The organism is Halochromatium glycolicum (assembly GCF_016584085.1).
In the GTDB taxonomy this organism is placed as follows: domain Bacteria; phylum Pseudomonadota; class Gammaproteobacteria; order Chromatiales; family Chromatiaceae; genus Lamprobacter; species Lamprobacter glycolicus.
This window is the reverse complement of sequence record NZ_NRSJ01000008.1, coordinates 19,882-34,329: the sequence shown is the minus strand read 5'-3', so window position 1 is coordinate 34,329 and position 14,448 is coordinate 19,882. Positions and strand designations below refer to the sequence as shown.

Here is a 14,448-nt window from a genome sequence, read left to right as displayed (position 1 = left end):
CCCCGGCCTCATTCGCCTCCCCAACTGGCTCGACTTGCACGCACAGCGTCGGTTAGATTTCTTAATCCCTCATCGAGCAGCCGAAAAGAGGACGTCCTTTGCAAAACGTGATGGAAATGTTCGCGAACCGGATCCGCGGCTACTACGAGGACATCCTCGACCCGCTGGCAAAAGAATTCCTGTTCCGACGACCGCCCACTGTGGGCGAGCTGCGTCGGCCGCCACAGGTCTTGCTCTTGGGCAATCACTCGTCGGGGAAGTCCACGTTTGTCAACCACATCCTAGGCGACGCCGTTCAGAGCACTGGGGTTGCTCCCACCGATGACGGGTTCACGATCATCACGTATGGCGCGACCGCGACCGAGCGGGATGGCGCTGCTGTCGTGAGCAATCCGGACTTGCCCTACGAGGGGCTCCGACACTTTGGTGACCAATTGGTCTCGCATGTGCGGCTGAAGCTGCGCCCCGCTGAACTGTTGCAAACGGTGACGCTGATCGACAGCCCGGGCATGATCGACGAGGCCAAAGCCGAGCACGGACGTGGTTTTGACTTCCCCGGTGTGGTGCGTTGGTTCGCCGAACGCGCCGACCTGGTGATGATCTTCTTTGATCCGGATAAGCCGGGAACGACCGGCGAGACACTACAAGTGTTCCGCGAGTCCTTGGCGGGCATCGACCATAAGATGCTGATCGTCTTGAACAAGGTGGATCAGTTCCAGAGCTTGCACGACTTCGCGCGGGCCTATGGGGCCCTCTGCTGGAATCTCGGCAAGGTGATCCCGCGCAAAGACCTGCCGATGATCTATAACACCTTTGTACCGCTGGCCGACAAACCGAAGTCGCGCTTGCCGATGGAGGACTTCGAGAAGGCGCGTAACGACCTGATTGGAGAGTTACGCCGTGTACCGACCCGGCGGATGGACAACCAGATCACGCAGATCCAGGCCTATGCGGAGCGGCTGCGGCTGCATGCGATGGTGATCGGCGAGGCGGCCAACAGGCTCAGATCGGTCCGCGCGCGCTGGGCAGGTTTCGCGATCCTGCTCTTCGGCGGGCTGAGCGCAGCCGCCGTTGGCACCGGCATGCTCGTGGCGTTGCCCGGGATTGCAGTGGCCGCAGTCCTGGCTGTCGTCTTCATCGGGTACCTGATTCTCCCCAGGGCCAGGAAGCGTCTGATTGCTCGCTTCGACCAGATCTTTGAAACGCTGCACGATCGCGAGTTGCTGTTGCGCGACCGGGCGGAGGACTTGCGCATGATGTGGGAGGAGATCAGCTCACGCACGCGCGAGATCGCTGAAAAGCGCGGCCTCCAGTCGTTCGAAAAGATGCGCTGGCACGACCGTGAGCAACTCGAGGAATTGACGGACAAGCTGCTCCCGCAGCTTCGGAGCGAGCTCTACCACGCCATGCGTGATGGCGACGCACCCGCAACCGCCTCGGAGCCGGATCGCCCGGCGACGCCCCCGACATCAGAGCCGCGCCATCCAGTCCTGGTCGAAGGCGACAGGGTCAGCAACCAGAAACCGAAGCGGAAAACCTTCTTCTAACGTGATCAGGCAGGGGGGCGGGTCGGCCTGGCCCTGGCCTCCCCTTTTTCGATGGTCTCCTCCCGCGAATACCAGCATTCCATGCCCTTCGGGCCCGAGCGCCTGCCCGGCGGCGGCGCCGAGTTCCGGCTTTGGGCGCCCGGCGCCGAGCGCGTCGAGCTGCAACTGACATCGGCTCAAGGCGCGCTCGAGGTGCCGATGGGCAGGTCCAGTGACGGCTGGCACCGCGTCGCGATCCCGAGCGCGACCCCGGGCGACCGCTACCGCTACCGCATCGACGGCGGCCTCGCGGTACCGGACCCGGCCTCGCGCTTCCAGCCCGAGGATGTGCATGGCCCGAGCGAGCTGGTCGATCCAAGCGCGTTCGATTGGGGCGCCGCCGAGCGCGACTGGGGCGGACATCCTTGGCACGAAGCTGTGATCTACGAGCTGCATGTCGGCACCTTCTCGGCAAGCGGCGACTACGCCGGGATCGAGGCCCGCCTCGATCACCTGGTCGAGCTCGGAGTGACGATGATCGAGCTGATGCCGCTGGCCGACTTCCCAGGCCGGCGCAACTGGGGCTACGATGGCGCCCTGCTCTACGCGCCGGACTCGAGCTATGGCCGCCCGGACGACCTCAAGCGCCTGATCCGTGCCGCGCACCAGCGCGGGCTCTCGGTGCTGCTCGACGTCGTCTACAACCACTTCGGCCCCGAGGGCAACTACCTGCACCTGTACGCGCCACCCTTCTTCCACAGCGACCGGCATACGCCCTGGGGCGCCGCGATCAACTTCGACGGCCCGGATGCCGGCTGGGTGCGCGCGTTCTTCATCCACAACGTCCTCTACTGGCTCGAGGAGTATCGTTTCGACGGGCTGCGGCTCGACGCCGTCGACCGCATTGAGGACGCCAGCCGCCCGGACATCCTCGACGCCCTCGCTGAGCGCGTGCGCAACGGCCCCGGCCGCGACCGCCACATCCACCTGATCCTCGAGAACGATCACAACGACGCCCGCCGCTACCAGCGCGACGACGCCGGTCGGCCGCGCCATTTCACCGCCCAGTGGAACGATGACCTGCACCACGCCTTGCACGGCCTGCTGACCGGCGAGACCGACGGGCCCTATCAGGACTTCGGTCCCGACGCCCATGACTCGACAACCGCGCTGACCGCCCGTGCGCTCACTGAGGGCTTCGCCTACCAGGGCGAGCGGTCGGCCTTTCGCGGAGGCCGCCCGCGCGGTACGCCGAGCGCCAATCTACCACCGGCCGCGGTCGTCAACTTCCTGCAAAACCATGACCAGGCCGGCAACCGCGCGTTCGGCGAGCGACTGCATCAGCTGGTTTCAGCCGAGGCTCTCGATGCCGCGCTCGCGCTGGTGCTGCTCGCGCCCTCGCCGCCGCTTCTGTTCATGGGCGAGGAATTCGACGCGGCCAGCCCATTCCTGTTCTTCTGCGACTTCGGCGCCGACCTCGCCGACGCGGTCCGCGAAGGCCGGCGGCGCGAATTCGCGCGCAGCGCCCGCTTCGCCGACCCCGAGAGCCGACGCCTGATCCCGGACCCGAATGCCCCGGCGACCTTCGAGCGCTCACGGCTCGACTGGCGCTGGCGTGATGACCCGGAAAGCGGAACCGATACCTCGGCCGAACAGCGGCGGTTCGCGCACTGCCAGGCAGTGCTCGCGCTCCGCCGCAAGCACATCGCGCCGCTGATCCCGCTGCTCGAGCACGGTGGCGACGCGCTCGCGCTCGGCCCAGGGCAGCTGGCCGCTCGCTGGCACACCAGCGACGGCCGTCAGCTGCAGGTGGTCGCGAACCTGAGCGCCGAGCGGCTCGAGCTGCCAAGCAGGGTCGCACCGCCGCCAACGGCTGAGCTAGTCATGGACCACGGACCAGGCCCCGAGCCAACCCCGGCGCATTCGGCCGAGCTGCCGCCGTGGTCTGTTCGCTGGACGGTCGCAGCCACCGAGTGCTGAGCGGTTGAGGCCGACGCCCTGGCCGAAACCAATCACTCGAGCCAGCAGGCGCGGACACCGATCGACCGCCCAGCCGTCGCGAACCTGCGGGGCAGCGCGGCAAGGTCGGACTTGGTCATGGACAAGCAATGGCAGCGCCGGATCGCCCGCGATCGTCCGTCACGGCAGTGCCATCGGCATGATGACCGCAAGCCCCCGAGGCGCCGATCAAGGATACCGGCCGGCACGGCAGGTCGCGCTGGAGGCACGCGCGGGTATGCTCAAGCTGGACGCGCAGGCACCGCGGGGCTTACGGACGGCGCGATCGATGGTCATCAAATCAATCGGCCACTGCCCGCGACTTAACGCAACCGGCAGTGCGGGAATGGCTCGGCCAGGCCAAGCCCGCTTGCCGACCCGTCAACGCTAGGCTAGCCTAAGGCGATTTCTGTCAAAGCTCATACCGCCTTGCTGGTCTTTTCGCTCGCCTTCTTCGTCGCGCCGCCGGTCACATAGCCCGGCTATGCTCCCGGCGACGCTCCTCGAAGGCAAACGACAATCCTGCGCAATTCGGTACGAGCTTTTCCGGCAATCGCCTAAGTTCAGGCAACGACTCAGCGTGCGGCGACCATGCAAGCTATCGCCCAGCAGGTTCCCCAACGACACCGGATCACCGTGCAGGAGTTCTTCCGCATGGGCGAGATCGGCGTGTTCGAGCCGGAGGCTCGAATCGAGCTGATCGACGGAGAGTTATTTGATATGCCGCCCATTGGACCGCCGCACGCGAGCGAAACCGCGCGGATCAATCAGATTCTCGTCGAAGCAACGCATGGCCATGCCATCGTTTGGCCGCAGAATCCTGTTCGCCTAGGCGACCTCAGCGCCCCGCAGCCGGATATCGCCTTGCTGCGATGGCGGCAAGACTTCTACCGACAGGAGCACCCAAAGCCAGAGGACGTGCTGCTGATAGTCGAGGTCGCCGATACCAGCCTCGCCCATGACCGGGACCGCAAGCTCCCCCTCTACGCCCGTTTCGCCATCCCCGAGGTCTGGCTCATCAACATCGGCGCGCGCGCAGTCACCATCCATCGCGACCCGCGATTGGAGCAGGCCAGCTACGCCACCGCTTTTCCCTTGGAGCCGCCCGGACTGATCCGGCCGGTCATGCTGCCGGACTTGGAGCTGGACCTGACGGCGCTGGTCTGACCGCGCAACGTGCCCGCGCTCGGGGTCTGCGTCGTGGGCGCTCTTGTCCTCAACAATCCTGCGGATCCGTGAGGCCGACCTTGGCCTCGACGAGGCCGGCCAGTATCGCCCGAGCGAGCGCCAGGCCCGCGTCATCCTGGTCAAGCCAACGCGCGTTGCGTCAATAGCAGTCTGGCGGGTTGACGCCAGCCCAATGCGGCGGCAACCCGCCAGAGCGATTGCCGGGCTGTTCGGCTTGCGCGTCTGCCGCGCCGATGCGTCAACGGCGAGCACCACGAGCACGGTAGCCGATCCAGTTGCTCAATCCTGAGGCCCTGCAGTTGCCGGACGCAACCGCAGCCCGCGCGGAACTACCCAATGCTCGCCGAACTCGAACAGACCCTGGAACGCGAGCGCCAACCCAGCGGCCGGCACCGCGCCCTGCATGATCAGCCCGACATCGTCGAGCCGGATGCCGGTCAGGATCGGTTGCCCGTAGCCGCCGGCTCCGATCAGGGCCGCCAGGGTCGCAGTGCCGACATTGAGCACCGCCGAGGTCTTGATCCCGGCCAGGATCGCGCGTGCCGCCAGCGGCAGCTCTACCAGCCGCAGCCGCGCGTTCGGGGTCAGTCCGATCACATCGGCCGATTCGCGGATCGGGCGCGGGATATCGATCAGCCCGGCATGGGTATTGCGCAGGATCGGCAGCAGACTGTAGACGAACAACGCCGCGACGCTCGGCGGCCAGCCGATGCCGAGTAGCGGGATCAGGAACACGAACAAGGCCAGCGATGGCACCGTCTGCAGGACGCCGGTGACCCCGAGCAGCACCTGCCCGAGCCGCGGCCGGCGCGCGGCAACGATCCCGAGCGGCACCGCGACCAGGATCGCCGCGCTCAGCGAGACCGCGACCAGCCCGAGATGCTCCGCAGTCCGCTGCCAGAGCCGCTGCCAAAAGCCGACGGTCTCGGCCTCGACCGCCAGCCCCAGCCGCTCTTGCAGCAGCTCGACCGCCGCCTGATGCTCACTGATCCCATCGAGTTTGACCCGCCCATTGAGGGACGCCATCACCGGCTCGCTAATCAGCCCCTCGAAGCGCCGAAGCAGCACGGCCGCCCCCGGCGCGCGCTCGGCGAGATCGGCCCGGTAGAGGAGCACCGCCTGGTAGTCGTCGAAATAACCGCGATCGTCGTCGAGCAGCCGCAGCCCATAGCGCTCGATCTCGGCATCGGTCGTATAGACCACGGTCACATCGATGCGCCCAGTCGCGAGGCCACGATAGGCGAGATCATGATCCAGCCCTTGCACCCGGGTCTGCGGCAACCGATAACGCACCTTCAGCCCAGGCCAGCCATCACCGCGGTCGAGGAACTCGCTACTGAAGCCCAGGCGCAGATCGGGATGGGCGCGCAGGTCCGAGATCGTCTCGAGCCCGAGCCGCGCCCCGGTCGCCTCAGTGACCGCGAGCGCATAGGTATTCTCGAAGCCGAGCGGCGCCGACATCCGGATGCCCTGCTCGGCCAGCGCCGCGCGCAGCGCGCCGAGGTCCGGCAACGCGCGCTCGGCCAGGATCTCGCGCAGCAAGGTCCCGGTGTATTCCGGATAGGCATCGATCTCGCCGGACCGCAACGCGCCCCAGAGGATGCGCGTCCCGCCCAAGCCGGCGCGGTGCGCCACCTGAAAACCGCCATCGGCCAGCAGCAAGGTCAACGCCTCGCCGAGGATCACCGACTCGGTGAACTTCTTCGAGCCAACACTGAGTGATGGATTCGCTGCCGGCTCAGCGGCGACCGCCAGACTCAGGACAAGCAGCGTCAGTCCCAGCGCCATTCGGCACAACCTCGAGCAGCGGTGCCCTCTCGCGCCATCGCTTCGTGCCTGCACGGCGATTGCCTCGCTCGAGCCAGACCATTCGGGCGTCGCAACAGGCACCTGGCAGGGCCTGTTATTCAACGGAATCACTCATCGCCAAGGCGCTCCGGCGGCCAATGGTCAAACACGACGTGCCAACTCGAGAACTGCCGATTCTCCTGCCCCCAGCTCCGACGGCCAATGGTCGAACGCGACACATCCGCAAGCATTGCGACCTCGACCCATCGCGAGCTGACGGTTAGACATCGGCGGGGCGCATGTGCTCAGCCGCCTCGGCCAGCAGCCGCTGCGGCGCCCGCTGGGCGTTGACGAAGTCGGCGACGAAGGCCTCGGCCGGGGACTGCAGCAGCGCCTGTGCCGAGCCTTGCTGCACGACGCAGCCAGCGCGCATCAGCACCAACCGGTCGCCGAAGAAGACGGCCTCGGCCAGATCATGGGTCACCATCAGCACGGTCTTGTGCAGGCGTGCGAAGATCGCCGCGAGCTCGCGCTGCAGCTCGACCCGGATGATCGGGTCCAGCGCCCCGAGCGGCTCGTCGAGCAGGATCAGGTCCGGGTCCAGCATCAGCGCCCGCATCAGGGCGGCGCGCTGGCGCTGCCCGCCCGAGAGCTCGAGCGGATAGCGCTCCCAGAGCCTGGCCGGCAAGCGCACCAGCTCCGCCAGCTCGCTGAAGCGCGCGCGCCGGCGCTCAGCAGGCCAGCCGAGCTCGCGCGCCATCAGCTCGACATTGCCGCGCACGCTCAGGTGCGGGAACAACCCGCCCTCCTGGATCATATAGCCCATGCGCAGGCGCGCCGCGCGCAGGTTATTCGCTGCAAGCGGCGCCCCTTCGAACCAGACCCCGCCCCGATCGGGCCGAATCAGCCCGGCCGCGAGCCGCAGCAGGGTCGACTTGCCGCAGCCGCTGGGGCCGATCAGCACGCTGGTTCGTCCCTCGGGACAGTCGAGGTCCACGCCATCGAGTGCAATCTGCCCCGAATACTGCTTGCGCACACCGAGGTATCGAAGCATCGGGATGACCTTCGGGCAAGAGGTTGGCTAACGAACTGCTGAACATAGCGCTGCGGCTGCCAAGCGACAAGCAATCAGTCTCTTCGCACTCTGCCTTGAGCCTGGTCTATTCAGCCGCGGCGGACAAGCTGGCACACTTGCGGGCACCGCGCTCCCGCATCGCTGATCCAGGCGCGCCTCGGCCGTCACGAAACGCCCGACGCCGCCCCCGGTGCAGCCCAAGGGTGCAAGCCTAGGTTGCAGCCCCAGATTGCGGCCACAGGTTGCGGCCAGCGAGCCGGTCCCGAGGGACAGCCAGCAGCGATAGCGACGCAGCGCGAACAAGAGAAGCATGAACACCCTGGCGAGCCCGAACAACGACCATGAGCGATAGCGTCAAGTACCTGCTCGACGAAGAGCGCCTGCCCAAGTACTGGTACAACATCAACGCGGACCTGCCCGAGCCGATGGCGCCAGTACTGCATCCAGGGACGAAACAGCCGATCACGCCGGACGATCTAGCGCCGATCTTCCCGCGCGGCGTGATCGAGCAGGAGATGAGCACCGAGCGCGAGATCGAGATCCCGGAGCCGGTGCGCGACGTCTATCGCCAATGGCGGCCGGCACCGCTGTTCCGCGCCCGTCGCCTCGAGAAGGCCCTGGATACCCCGGCGCGCATCTACTACAAGTACGAGGGCGTCAGCCCCGCGGGTTCGCACAAGCCGAACACCGCGATCGCGCAGGCCTTCTACAACAAGGCCGAGGGCGTCAAGCGCATCACCACCGAGACCGGTGCCGGCCAATGGGGCTCCTCGCTGGCGCTCGCCGGCACCTTCTTCGACCTCGAGATCGTCGTCTTCATGGTTCGGGTCAGCTTCGACCACAAGCCCTATCGGCGCGCCTACATGGAGACGCTCGGCGCCGAGTGCATCGCCAGCCCGAGTGAGCGCACCGACTCCGGCCGCGCGATCCTCGCCGATCACCCGGACAGCACCGGCAGCCTCGGCATCGCCATCAGCGAGGCGGTCGAGCTCGCGGTGCAGCGCGACGACACCCGCTACGCGCTCGGCTCGGTGCTGAACCACGTGCTGCTGCATCAGACCGTCACTGGGCTGGAGGCGATCGAGCAGATGCAGATGGCCGACGACTATCCAGACCTGGTCATCGGTTGCACCGGTGGCGGCAGCAACTTCGCCGGCCTTGCCTTCCCGTACCTGCATCACGCGCTGCGCGACAACCTCAAGACCGAGTTCATCGCGGTCGAGCCCTCGGCCTGCCCGACCCTGACCAAGGGCGCCTTCGCCTACGATTTCGGCGACACCGCCCATCTCACGCCGCTGGTCAAGATGTACACACTGGGCTCCGGCTTCGTACCGCCCGGCTTCCACGCCGGCGGACTGCGCTACCATGGGATGGCCCCGCAGATCAGCCATCTGGCCAAGCTCGGCCTGCTCAAGCCGCGGTCGTACAATCAGCTCGAGTGCTTCGATGCCGGCATCCAGTTCGCCAAGGCCGAAGGCATCCTGCCCGCACCTGAAGCCAACCATGCGGTGCGCGGCGCGATCCACGAGGCCGAGAAGTGTCGCGAGTCCGGCGAGTCGAAGGCGATCCTGTTCAACCTCTGCGGCCACGGCCACTTCGACATGCAGGCCTATATCGACTACAACGAGGGCAAACTGAAGGACCTCAGCTACGATGAGGGCGAGATGGCGATGGCCCTCGCCGGCCTGCCTTCGGGCTGCTGAGTAGAGCCGCTCGTCCTGATCCCCAGGAACGCAGAGCACGTTGGCACCAGGTTGCCCACCTAGGCTGCCCGGTGATTCAGGCAGAGCGGCTGAGAAGCACGAACAGAATGCCCTCTATGGCGAAACAAATCAGCAACTTGTGTAGGCTAGCCGGGCATTTTGATCGGGCCTCTAAAGGATCTGGAGACGCTGAATGGGTCAGCGCCTCCGCAGTGACTGCCCAACCATGGGCTCCGGATGGCTGCCCGGCCGTTCTCATCCGGCCGTTCTCATCCAGCAGAAAGCAACGACCGACGATCATTGAGCACACCCGCCCGATAGGCCGGGCGTTCCCTCATCTTGGCGACCCGACGGAGACAAGATGCGCAAACCCAATGTCCTCGCCCTCACCACCCCTCACCCCGTTGTCCAGCCTTGTGCCCGCAGCATCGGTAACCGGCCACTGCTCGCCGCACTGCTCGCGGGCGGCCTAGGACTGACCGCTGTCGCAGTCGCCGCAGCCGATACCGATCCGGCCCCCCAGCCGGATGTTGCTGCAGAGTCAACGGACGCTTCGTCGGGCTCGCCCGACGCCTCAAGCCACGCGGATGCGGCCGAGGCCAAAGCAGACGACCCAGGCGCCGAAAGCGAGCGCTCAGCGCTCCAATCCAAGCTTGAAACACTCCAGTCAAGGGCCGAGTCCCTGCAGGAGCGCGTCACGGCGCTGCAGGCAGAGCTCAACGGGGTCAATGCGGAAAAGGCGGCGCTCACCAGCGAGATCGATCGGCTCAATCAGCAGCAGACCGAGCTCGAGGCCAAGGCCGCCAAGCTGCCGCGGCTTGAGCAGGAGCTAGGCCAGGCGCAGTCAGCGGCCGAGCGCGCCGAGCAAGAAGCGGCCCGGCTGCGCGAGCAGATTGTCCAGCTCGAGCGGCAACGTGACTCCGCCGCCCAAGAGCACCGCGCCCGACTCACTGCCTCCGAGATGCGCGTGCGCGAGCACAAACGCCGGATGAGCGGTGTCGAGGCCCAACTCCAGCAGCTCGAACGCCGGCTCGCCCAGCGCGAGGCCCAGATCGAGCGCCTCGAGGCCGCCGAGGCGCGCCGCGCTCAGACCAACGAGCAGCTCGAGCGCCGGCTCGCCGAGCGCGAGGCCCAGATCAAGCGCCTCGAGGCCGCCGAGGCGCGCCGCGCCCAGACCAAGGAGCAGCTCGAGCGCCGGCTCGCCCAGCGCGAGGCCCAGATCGAGCGCCTCGAGGCCGCCGAGGCGCGCCGCAGCCAGACCAAGGAGCAGCTCGAGACCCGCCTCGCCGAGCTACGCGATCAACTCCCGGCGCCCGAAGGGGGCACAGTGACAGCCGATGAGGCGCGCGAGCAAGCCGAGCAGGATGCCGCAGCCCTCCGTAAGTTGCTCAACGAGGGCCAAGGGGTCCAGAATCCGCAGCTTTGGCAGCAGGTCCGCGCGACCGAGAACGCCCTGCATCGCAGTCAATTCCTGCTCGCTCGCGCGGACGGCGCCCGCACCGTCTACCGCATCCGCCCCGGTGATTCGCTCGCCCGCATCAGCAGCCTGTTCTACGGCGACGGCGACGACTGGTCGCGCATCTTCGAGGCCAATCGCCATCTGCTCGAGGACCCCAACCAGCTCTATCCGGGGCTGACCCTAGTGATCCCCTAATGAACCCGCCAGTGATCTCCCCCTTGGTGATCCCCTCTAGTCAACCGCACCGATATCCGTACAGACCCTTTTGGTTGTCCGGCATCACTGCTGCCAGAATCAAAGGGGTCAGTACTCGCATGAGGTGAGATGGCTGTATCAATCCCTTTCCGGGCGCGTGGTTTCCCGGCCCCGTTCGAGGGCCGGCTTCGATAACACTAGCCGCGCCAGCTCGGCCGGCTGCAGGATGCGCCGCGGCGGCGCGGCCCCAAAGCAGACCTGGATCAGCGTATCGACCAGCGCCTGCCCCTGCTCGCCGCGGCCGAACAACCGATCGAAGACCCAGGGATTGAAGGCATAGCGCTGCGCGAATTGCATGAGCCGAAACAGCGGCCCAAAACGTCGATCCAACGCCTGCCGGTAACCGGCCAGGCGGGCGACCGGCAGGGCACCCTCCCCCGCCTCCTGTCGCAGCGCATCGAGGATGGCCTCGGCCGCGAGCTCTGCTGATTCCAGCGCGTAGTCGATCCCCTCGCCGGTGAACGGGTTCACCAGCCCAGCGGCCTCCCCGACGGCGAGCAGACCTGGTGCCGCGACCGGCGCCCGCAGGAAATCGGTACGGATCGGGTAGCCCTTGATCGCTGCGCGCAGCGCGCTGTCCGCGGGTCCGCCATCAGACCCGCCTAGGGCCCCGGCACCCGAGCCCTGAGCCACCTCAGTACCATGACCAGCGCCAACGCCTGGCGGGGTAGCTGATCCGGGATCAAGAGCCGCACCAGAGCCGGAAGCCGGATCAGTGCGCGATACGGGACCCGGGCCGCCCGGCACGGCGCCCGCGGTCAGCGCGCGCAGCTCAGGATGCTCGGCCAGCAGACGCGGCAGCAAGGTCGACGCCGAGACAGCGTCGCGGCCGGCGTACCAGTAGCCGAGATTGGCGCTCGTCGGCCCAGTCGGGAACAGCCAGGCATAACCGGGCAGCGGCAGCTGATCGAAGAAGAACCGCAGGTCCGGCCCCGGACCCGGCGCCGGCAGCCGCTCCAGATAACAGCGCGCCGCCAGGCTATGCACCGGTCCGCGCGGCGCCAGCGGGGTCTGCTTGATCAGCCCGAGCGCCGCGCCGGTTGCGATCACCACCAACCTTGCCGGCAGGCGCTCACCGGCGAGTTCGACCCCGCCCTCTGGCAGCAGCCGCCGGACGTGCCCGACCCGGAACCGGACACCGGCCGTCACGGCCTGCTGCTGCACCAGATGATCGAAACGCTGTCGCGGCAGCACCAGGGTGCGATTGGGAATGGCGCCGTCGCCGGTGATCCGGGTCGCGGCCGCTGCGCCGCCGGGCGCGCGAAAGCGGATGTGCTCGGAGCAATGTGACTCGGCCGCGACCTGCTCCAGCAACCCCATCCGGTCCAAGTAGCGCTGTGCGCGCGGACTCAGGCAGTCGCCGCAGACCTTGTCGCGCGGGAACGCCGCCTTGTCGATCAACAGGGTCGCAATGCCGGCTCGGGCCAGATGGTACGCCGTTGCACTGCCGGCCGGTCCGGCCCCGACCACGATCACCTGCTGCGCATTGGCGCCTGTCATACCGATCTCCTGGGTGCGCGCAATCTAAAATGGGCCAGCTCCCCACCGCAGCGCTGGCCCCTAACCTCGGCGAGACAACGCCCGTGGGCGTCCTCGAGCCACCAGTCGGCAACACCGATCTCTTCGCTGATGAAGAAATGGCGTACCGCGAGCTGATGCCGCCGCAATAGCGGAATCCGATGTAACACCCGATTCTCGACACGCACCTGCAGCCCCGCGTCGCGCGCTTCAATGGTCCTTCGCAGCGGCCGCCAGACCCCGAGTACCGGATCGAAGGTGCGTTCCGACCAGTCGAGCCGGACCCTGTTGGCCTCGAACCGATGGTGCCGCGTCACGCCATCCTGCCGCCAGCAGACCTCCAGATAACGCAGCTGGCGACTACCGCGATAGGTCTGCAAGACCACCGCCTCGCCGGTCGCCGCCTTCGGTACGAACAGAAAGTCCCAGCCATGCAAGGGCAACGGCCGAATCCCGAAGCTGTGCTCGGCATAGCCATCGGCCGCCTGCCAGCGAAAGACCTGCTCGCCAGCCGAGACCCGAGCCCGCAGCGCCGGCGTTGCATAGCTGTCGGCGTCGTCACCGGCGGCCGTGGCCAGGCATGCCAAGCTGTCCCCACCAAACGCGATGGCGCCGTCGCACCGGGCGACAGGCGATGGGCAATCGACCAGCCAGTGGCTACCGAGCAGCCGTCCCAGAGGGGCATCCAGATCGCTGCCCAGCACCGGCGCAAGCTGGGTGTCGCTCACGCCTTGATGCACCAGATCCAGCTGCAGTCCGTTCGCTGTCTCGAGCCGCAGCTCGGCCTGCGCTGCATCGCTCTGGCGCAGCGAGAGCCGACAACGACGGTCCTCGGCCTCTAACGCACCGGGAGCTGGCCCGTCGAACAGGCAGACATCGGGCGAGAACAGATGCATCCAGCACAGCTCGGCCTGACCCGTCGCAACCCGATTCTCCGAAACCCGATTCTCCGAAACCCGATTCTCCGAAACCCGATTCTCCGAAACCCGATCAGCCGAAATCCGATCCGCCGGACCCAGGTCGCTCGGAACCAGCATAGGAGACGCGTCAGATGGGCCGTCCGGCATCGGCGCCCGACCGAGCACCCCGGCAACGATCACCAAGAGCCCGCCTTCCGCCACGGCCGCGAAGCGCCGTTCGGGATTGACCAGCGCGAGTCCGACGAGGCCGTGGAACGCCGGTGAGAGGACCGCGAAATAGCGCCATTCGATCAACGCAGCCGCCGCGAGCCCCCTCAGACTCGGTTGATCGACCGGCACAGGCCAGCCCCCATCTGCACCCCGAATGAGGCTGTCCCGGTATCGCGGCCAGCGCCAGCGCTGGCTCGAGTCTGCTTCGCTCATCGTCCCCTCCCGCTATCACTGACGACCCGATCACGCCTCATCATGCCGATCTGAGACATGGATCTCGTTATACCAGTTGCGCAATTCCGGCCGGTTCCGGTGACCTCTCATCGCATCTGATCGTTAATCATTCGGCTCTCGCCGGCCTCTCAGATTGATGTGCCCACGCAGCACCGGTCGCGGACGATGGTCGCGGCTCGCTGAGCGCCGCGCAGCTCGATCATGGACAGGCTCGAGGCTGACCGGCCTTGCGAAACGCCGCCTGTTCACCGACCGCTTGGCGCAGACCCTCGCCCGCTATCGGCGCACCGGTGAGCGCTTCTCACTGCATCTGCTCGACCTCAGCCACTTCAAGGAACGGCGCAAGAATAACCGGGGCATCGACTGGCCAGTTAGGCGATTTCTGTCAAAGCTCATACCGCCTTGCTGGTCTTTTCGCTCGCCTTCTTCGTCGCGCCGCCGGTCACATAGCCCGGCTATGCTCCCGGCGACGCTCCTCGAAGGCAAACGAAAATCCTGCGCAATTCGGTACGAGCTTTTCCGGCAATCGCCTTAAGCCCTTCTTGAGCGGCCTTCGTTGGTGGAGTTGTGCCGG

10 protein-coding genes are annotated in these 14,448 nt (G+C 66.9%); 6 read left to right on the top strand and 4 right to left on the bottom strand.

Going from position 1 to position 14,448, the window contains the following annotated elements; all coding sequences use genetic code 11:
* Nucleotides 1-107 precede the first annotated feature (107 nt).
* The 3 genes from CKO40_RS06515 (at nt 108) to CKO40_RS06505 (ending at nt 4,691) form a co-directional block, all read left to right on the top strand.
* A complete protein-coding gene (locus tag CKO40_RS06515) occupies nt 108-1,547 on the top strand; it encodes a dynamin family protein (protein ID WP_338074136.1) in 1,440 nt (479 codons plus the stop codon).
* A gap of 81 nt (nt 1,548-1,628) precedes the next feature.
* Complete coding sequence (gene treZ, locus CKO40_RS06510; protein ID WP_200345394.1) at nt 1,629-3,506, top strand: malto-oligosyltrehalose trehalohydrolase; 1,878 nt, start codon at nt 1,629-1,631, stop codon at nt 3,504-3,506.
* 672 nt (nt 3,507-4,178) lie between these two features.
* The gene (locus tag CKO40_RS06505; protein ID WP_200345393.1) at nt 4,179-4,691 is read left to right on the top strand and encodes a Uma2 family endonuclease; all 513 of its coding nucleotides are present in this window, start codon (nt 4,179-4,181) and stop codon (nt 4,689-4,691) included.
* 300 nt (nt 4,692-4,991) lie between these two features.
* Here the strand turns inward: CKO40_RS06505 and CKO40_RS06500 are convergent, their stop codons facing one another.
* Both CKO40_RS06500 and CKO40_RS06495 read right to left on the bottom strand, forming a co-directional pair.
* Entirely contained in the window at nt 4,992-6,500 is a 1,509-nt protein-coding gene (locus CKO40_RS06500) for an ABC transporter permease/substrate-binding protein (RefSeq protein WP_200345392.1), read from the bottom strand.
* 280 nt (nt 6,501-6,780) lie between these two features.
* On the bottom strand, nt 6,781-7,554 hold the full coding sequence (locus CKO40_RS06495) for an ATP-binding cassette domain-containing protein (RefSeq protein ID WP_200345391.1): 774 nt from the start codon (nt 7,552-7,554) through the stop codon (nt 6,781-6,783).
* 362 nt (nt 7,555-7,916) lie between these two features.
* Between CKO40_RS06495 and CKO40_RS06490 the strand changes: the two genes are divergently transcribed.
* Complete coding sequence (locus CKO40_RS06490) at nt 7,917-9,278, top strand: TrpB-like pyridoxal phosphate-dependent enzyme (protein ID WP_200345390.1); 1,362 nt, start codon at nt 7,917-7,919, stop codon at nt 9,276-9,278.
* A gap of 361 nt (nt 9,279-9,639) precedes the next feature.
* On the top strand, nt 9,640-10,932 hold the full coding sequence (locus tag CKO40_RS06485; protein ID WP_200345389.1) for a LysM peptidoglycan-binding domain-containing protein: 1,293 nt from the start codon (nt 9,640-9,642) through the stop codon (nt 10,930-10,932).
* A 138-nt stretch (nt 10,933-11,070) separates the two neighbouring features.
* Here CKO40_RS06485 and CKO40_RS24865 read toward each other — a convergent pair whose 3' ends face one another.
* Nucleotides 11,071-12,492 (bottom strand): NAD(P)/FAD-dependent oxidoreductase, encoded by a 1,422-nt coding sequence (locus CKO40_RS24865; protein WP_200345388.1) that lies wholly within the window; start codon nt 12,490-12,492, stop codon nt 11,071-11,073.
* On the bottom strand, nt 12,489-13,853 hold the full coding sequence (locus CKO40_RS06475; RefSeq protein ID WP_200345387.1) for a hypothetical protein: 1,365 nt from the start codon (nt 13,851-13,853) through the stop codon (nt 12,489-12,491). Before CKO40_RS06475 ends, CKO40_RS24865 begins: the two co-directional genes overlap by 4 nt.
* 157 nt (nt 13,854-14,010) lie before the next feature.
* On the opposite strand from CKO40_RS06475, the gene CKO40_RS25270 reads away from it, so the two are divergent.
* Complete coding sequence (locus CKO40_RS25270) at nt 14,011-14,409, top strand: diguanylate cyclase domain-containing protein (RefSeq protein ID WP_420827363.1); 399 nt, start codon at nt 14,011-14,013, stop codon at nt 14,407-14,409.
* Nucleotides 14,410-14,448: the final 39 nt, after the last annotated feature.

Bases quoted from the DNA above. Each gene is read 5' to 3' on its own strand.
- treZ (WP_200345394.1), top strand. From the start codon at position 1,629: ATGCCCTTCGGGCCCGAGCGCCTGCCCGGCGGCGGCGCCGAGTTCCGG.
- CKO40_RS06505 (WP_200345393.1), top strand. From the start codon at position 4,179: ATGGGCGAGATCGGCGTGTTCGAGCCGGAGGCTCGAATCGAGCTGATC.
- CKO40_RS06500 (WP_200345392.1), bottom strand. From the start codon at position 6,500: ATGGCGCTGGGACTGACGCTGCTTGTCCTGAGTCTGGCGGTCGCCGCT.
- CKO40_RS06495 (WP_200345391.1), bottom strand. From the start codon at position 7,554: ATGCTTCGATACCTCGGTGTGCGCAAGCAGTATTCGGGGCAGATTGCA.
- CKO40_RS06490 (WP_200345390.1), top strand. From the start codon at position 7,917: ATGAGCGATAGCGTCAAGTACCTGCTCGACGAAGAGCGCCTGCCCAAG.
- CKO40_RS06485 (WP_200345389.1), top strand. From the start codon at position 9,640: ATGCGCAAACCCAATGTCCTCGCCCTCACCACCCCTCACCCCGTTGTC.
- CKO40_RS24865 (WP_200345388.1), bottom strand. From the start codon at position 12,492: ATGACAGGCGCCAATGCGCAGCAGGTGATCGTGGTCGGGGCCGGACCG.
- CKO40_RS06475 (WP_200345387.1), bottom strand. From the start codon at position 13,853: ATGAGCGAAGCAGACTCGAGCCAGCGCTGGCGCTGGCCGCGATACCGG.
- CKO40_RS25270 (WP_420827363.1), top strand. From the start codon at position 14,011: ATGTGCCCACGCAGCACCGGTCGCGGACGATGGTCGCGGCTCGCTGAG.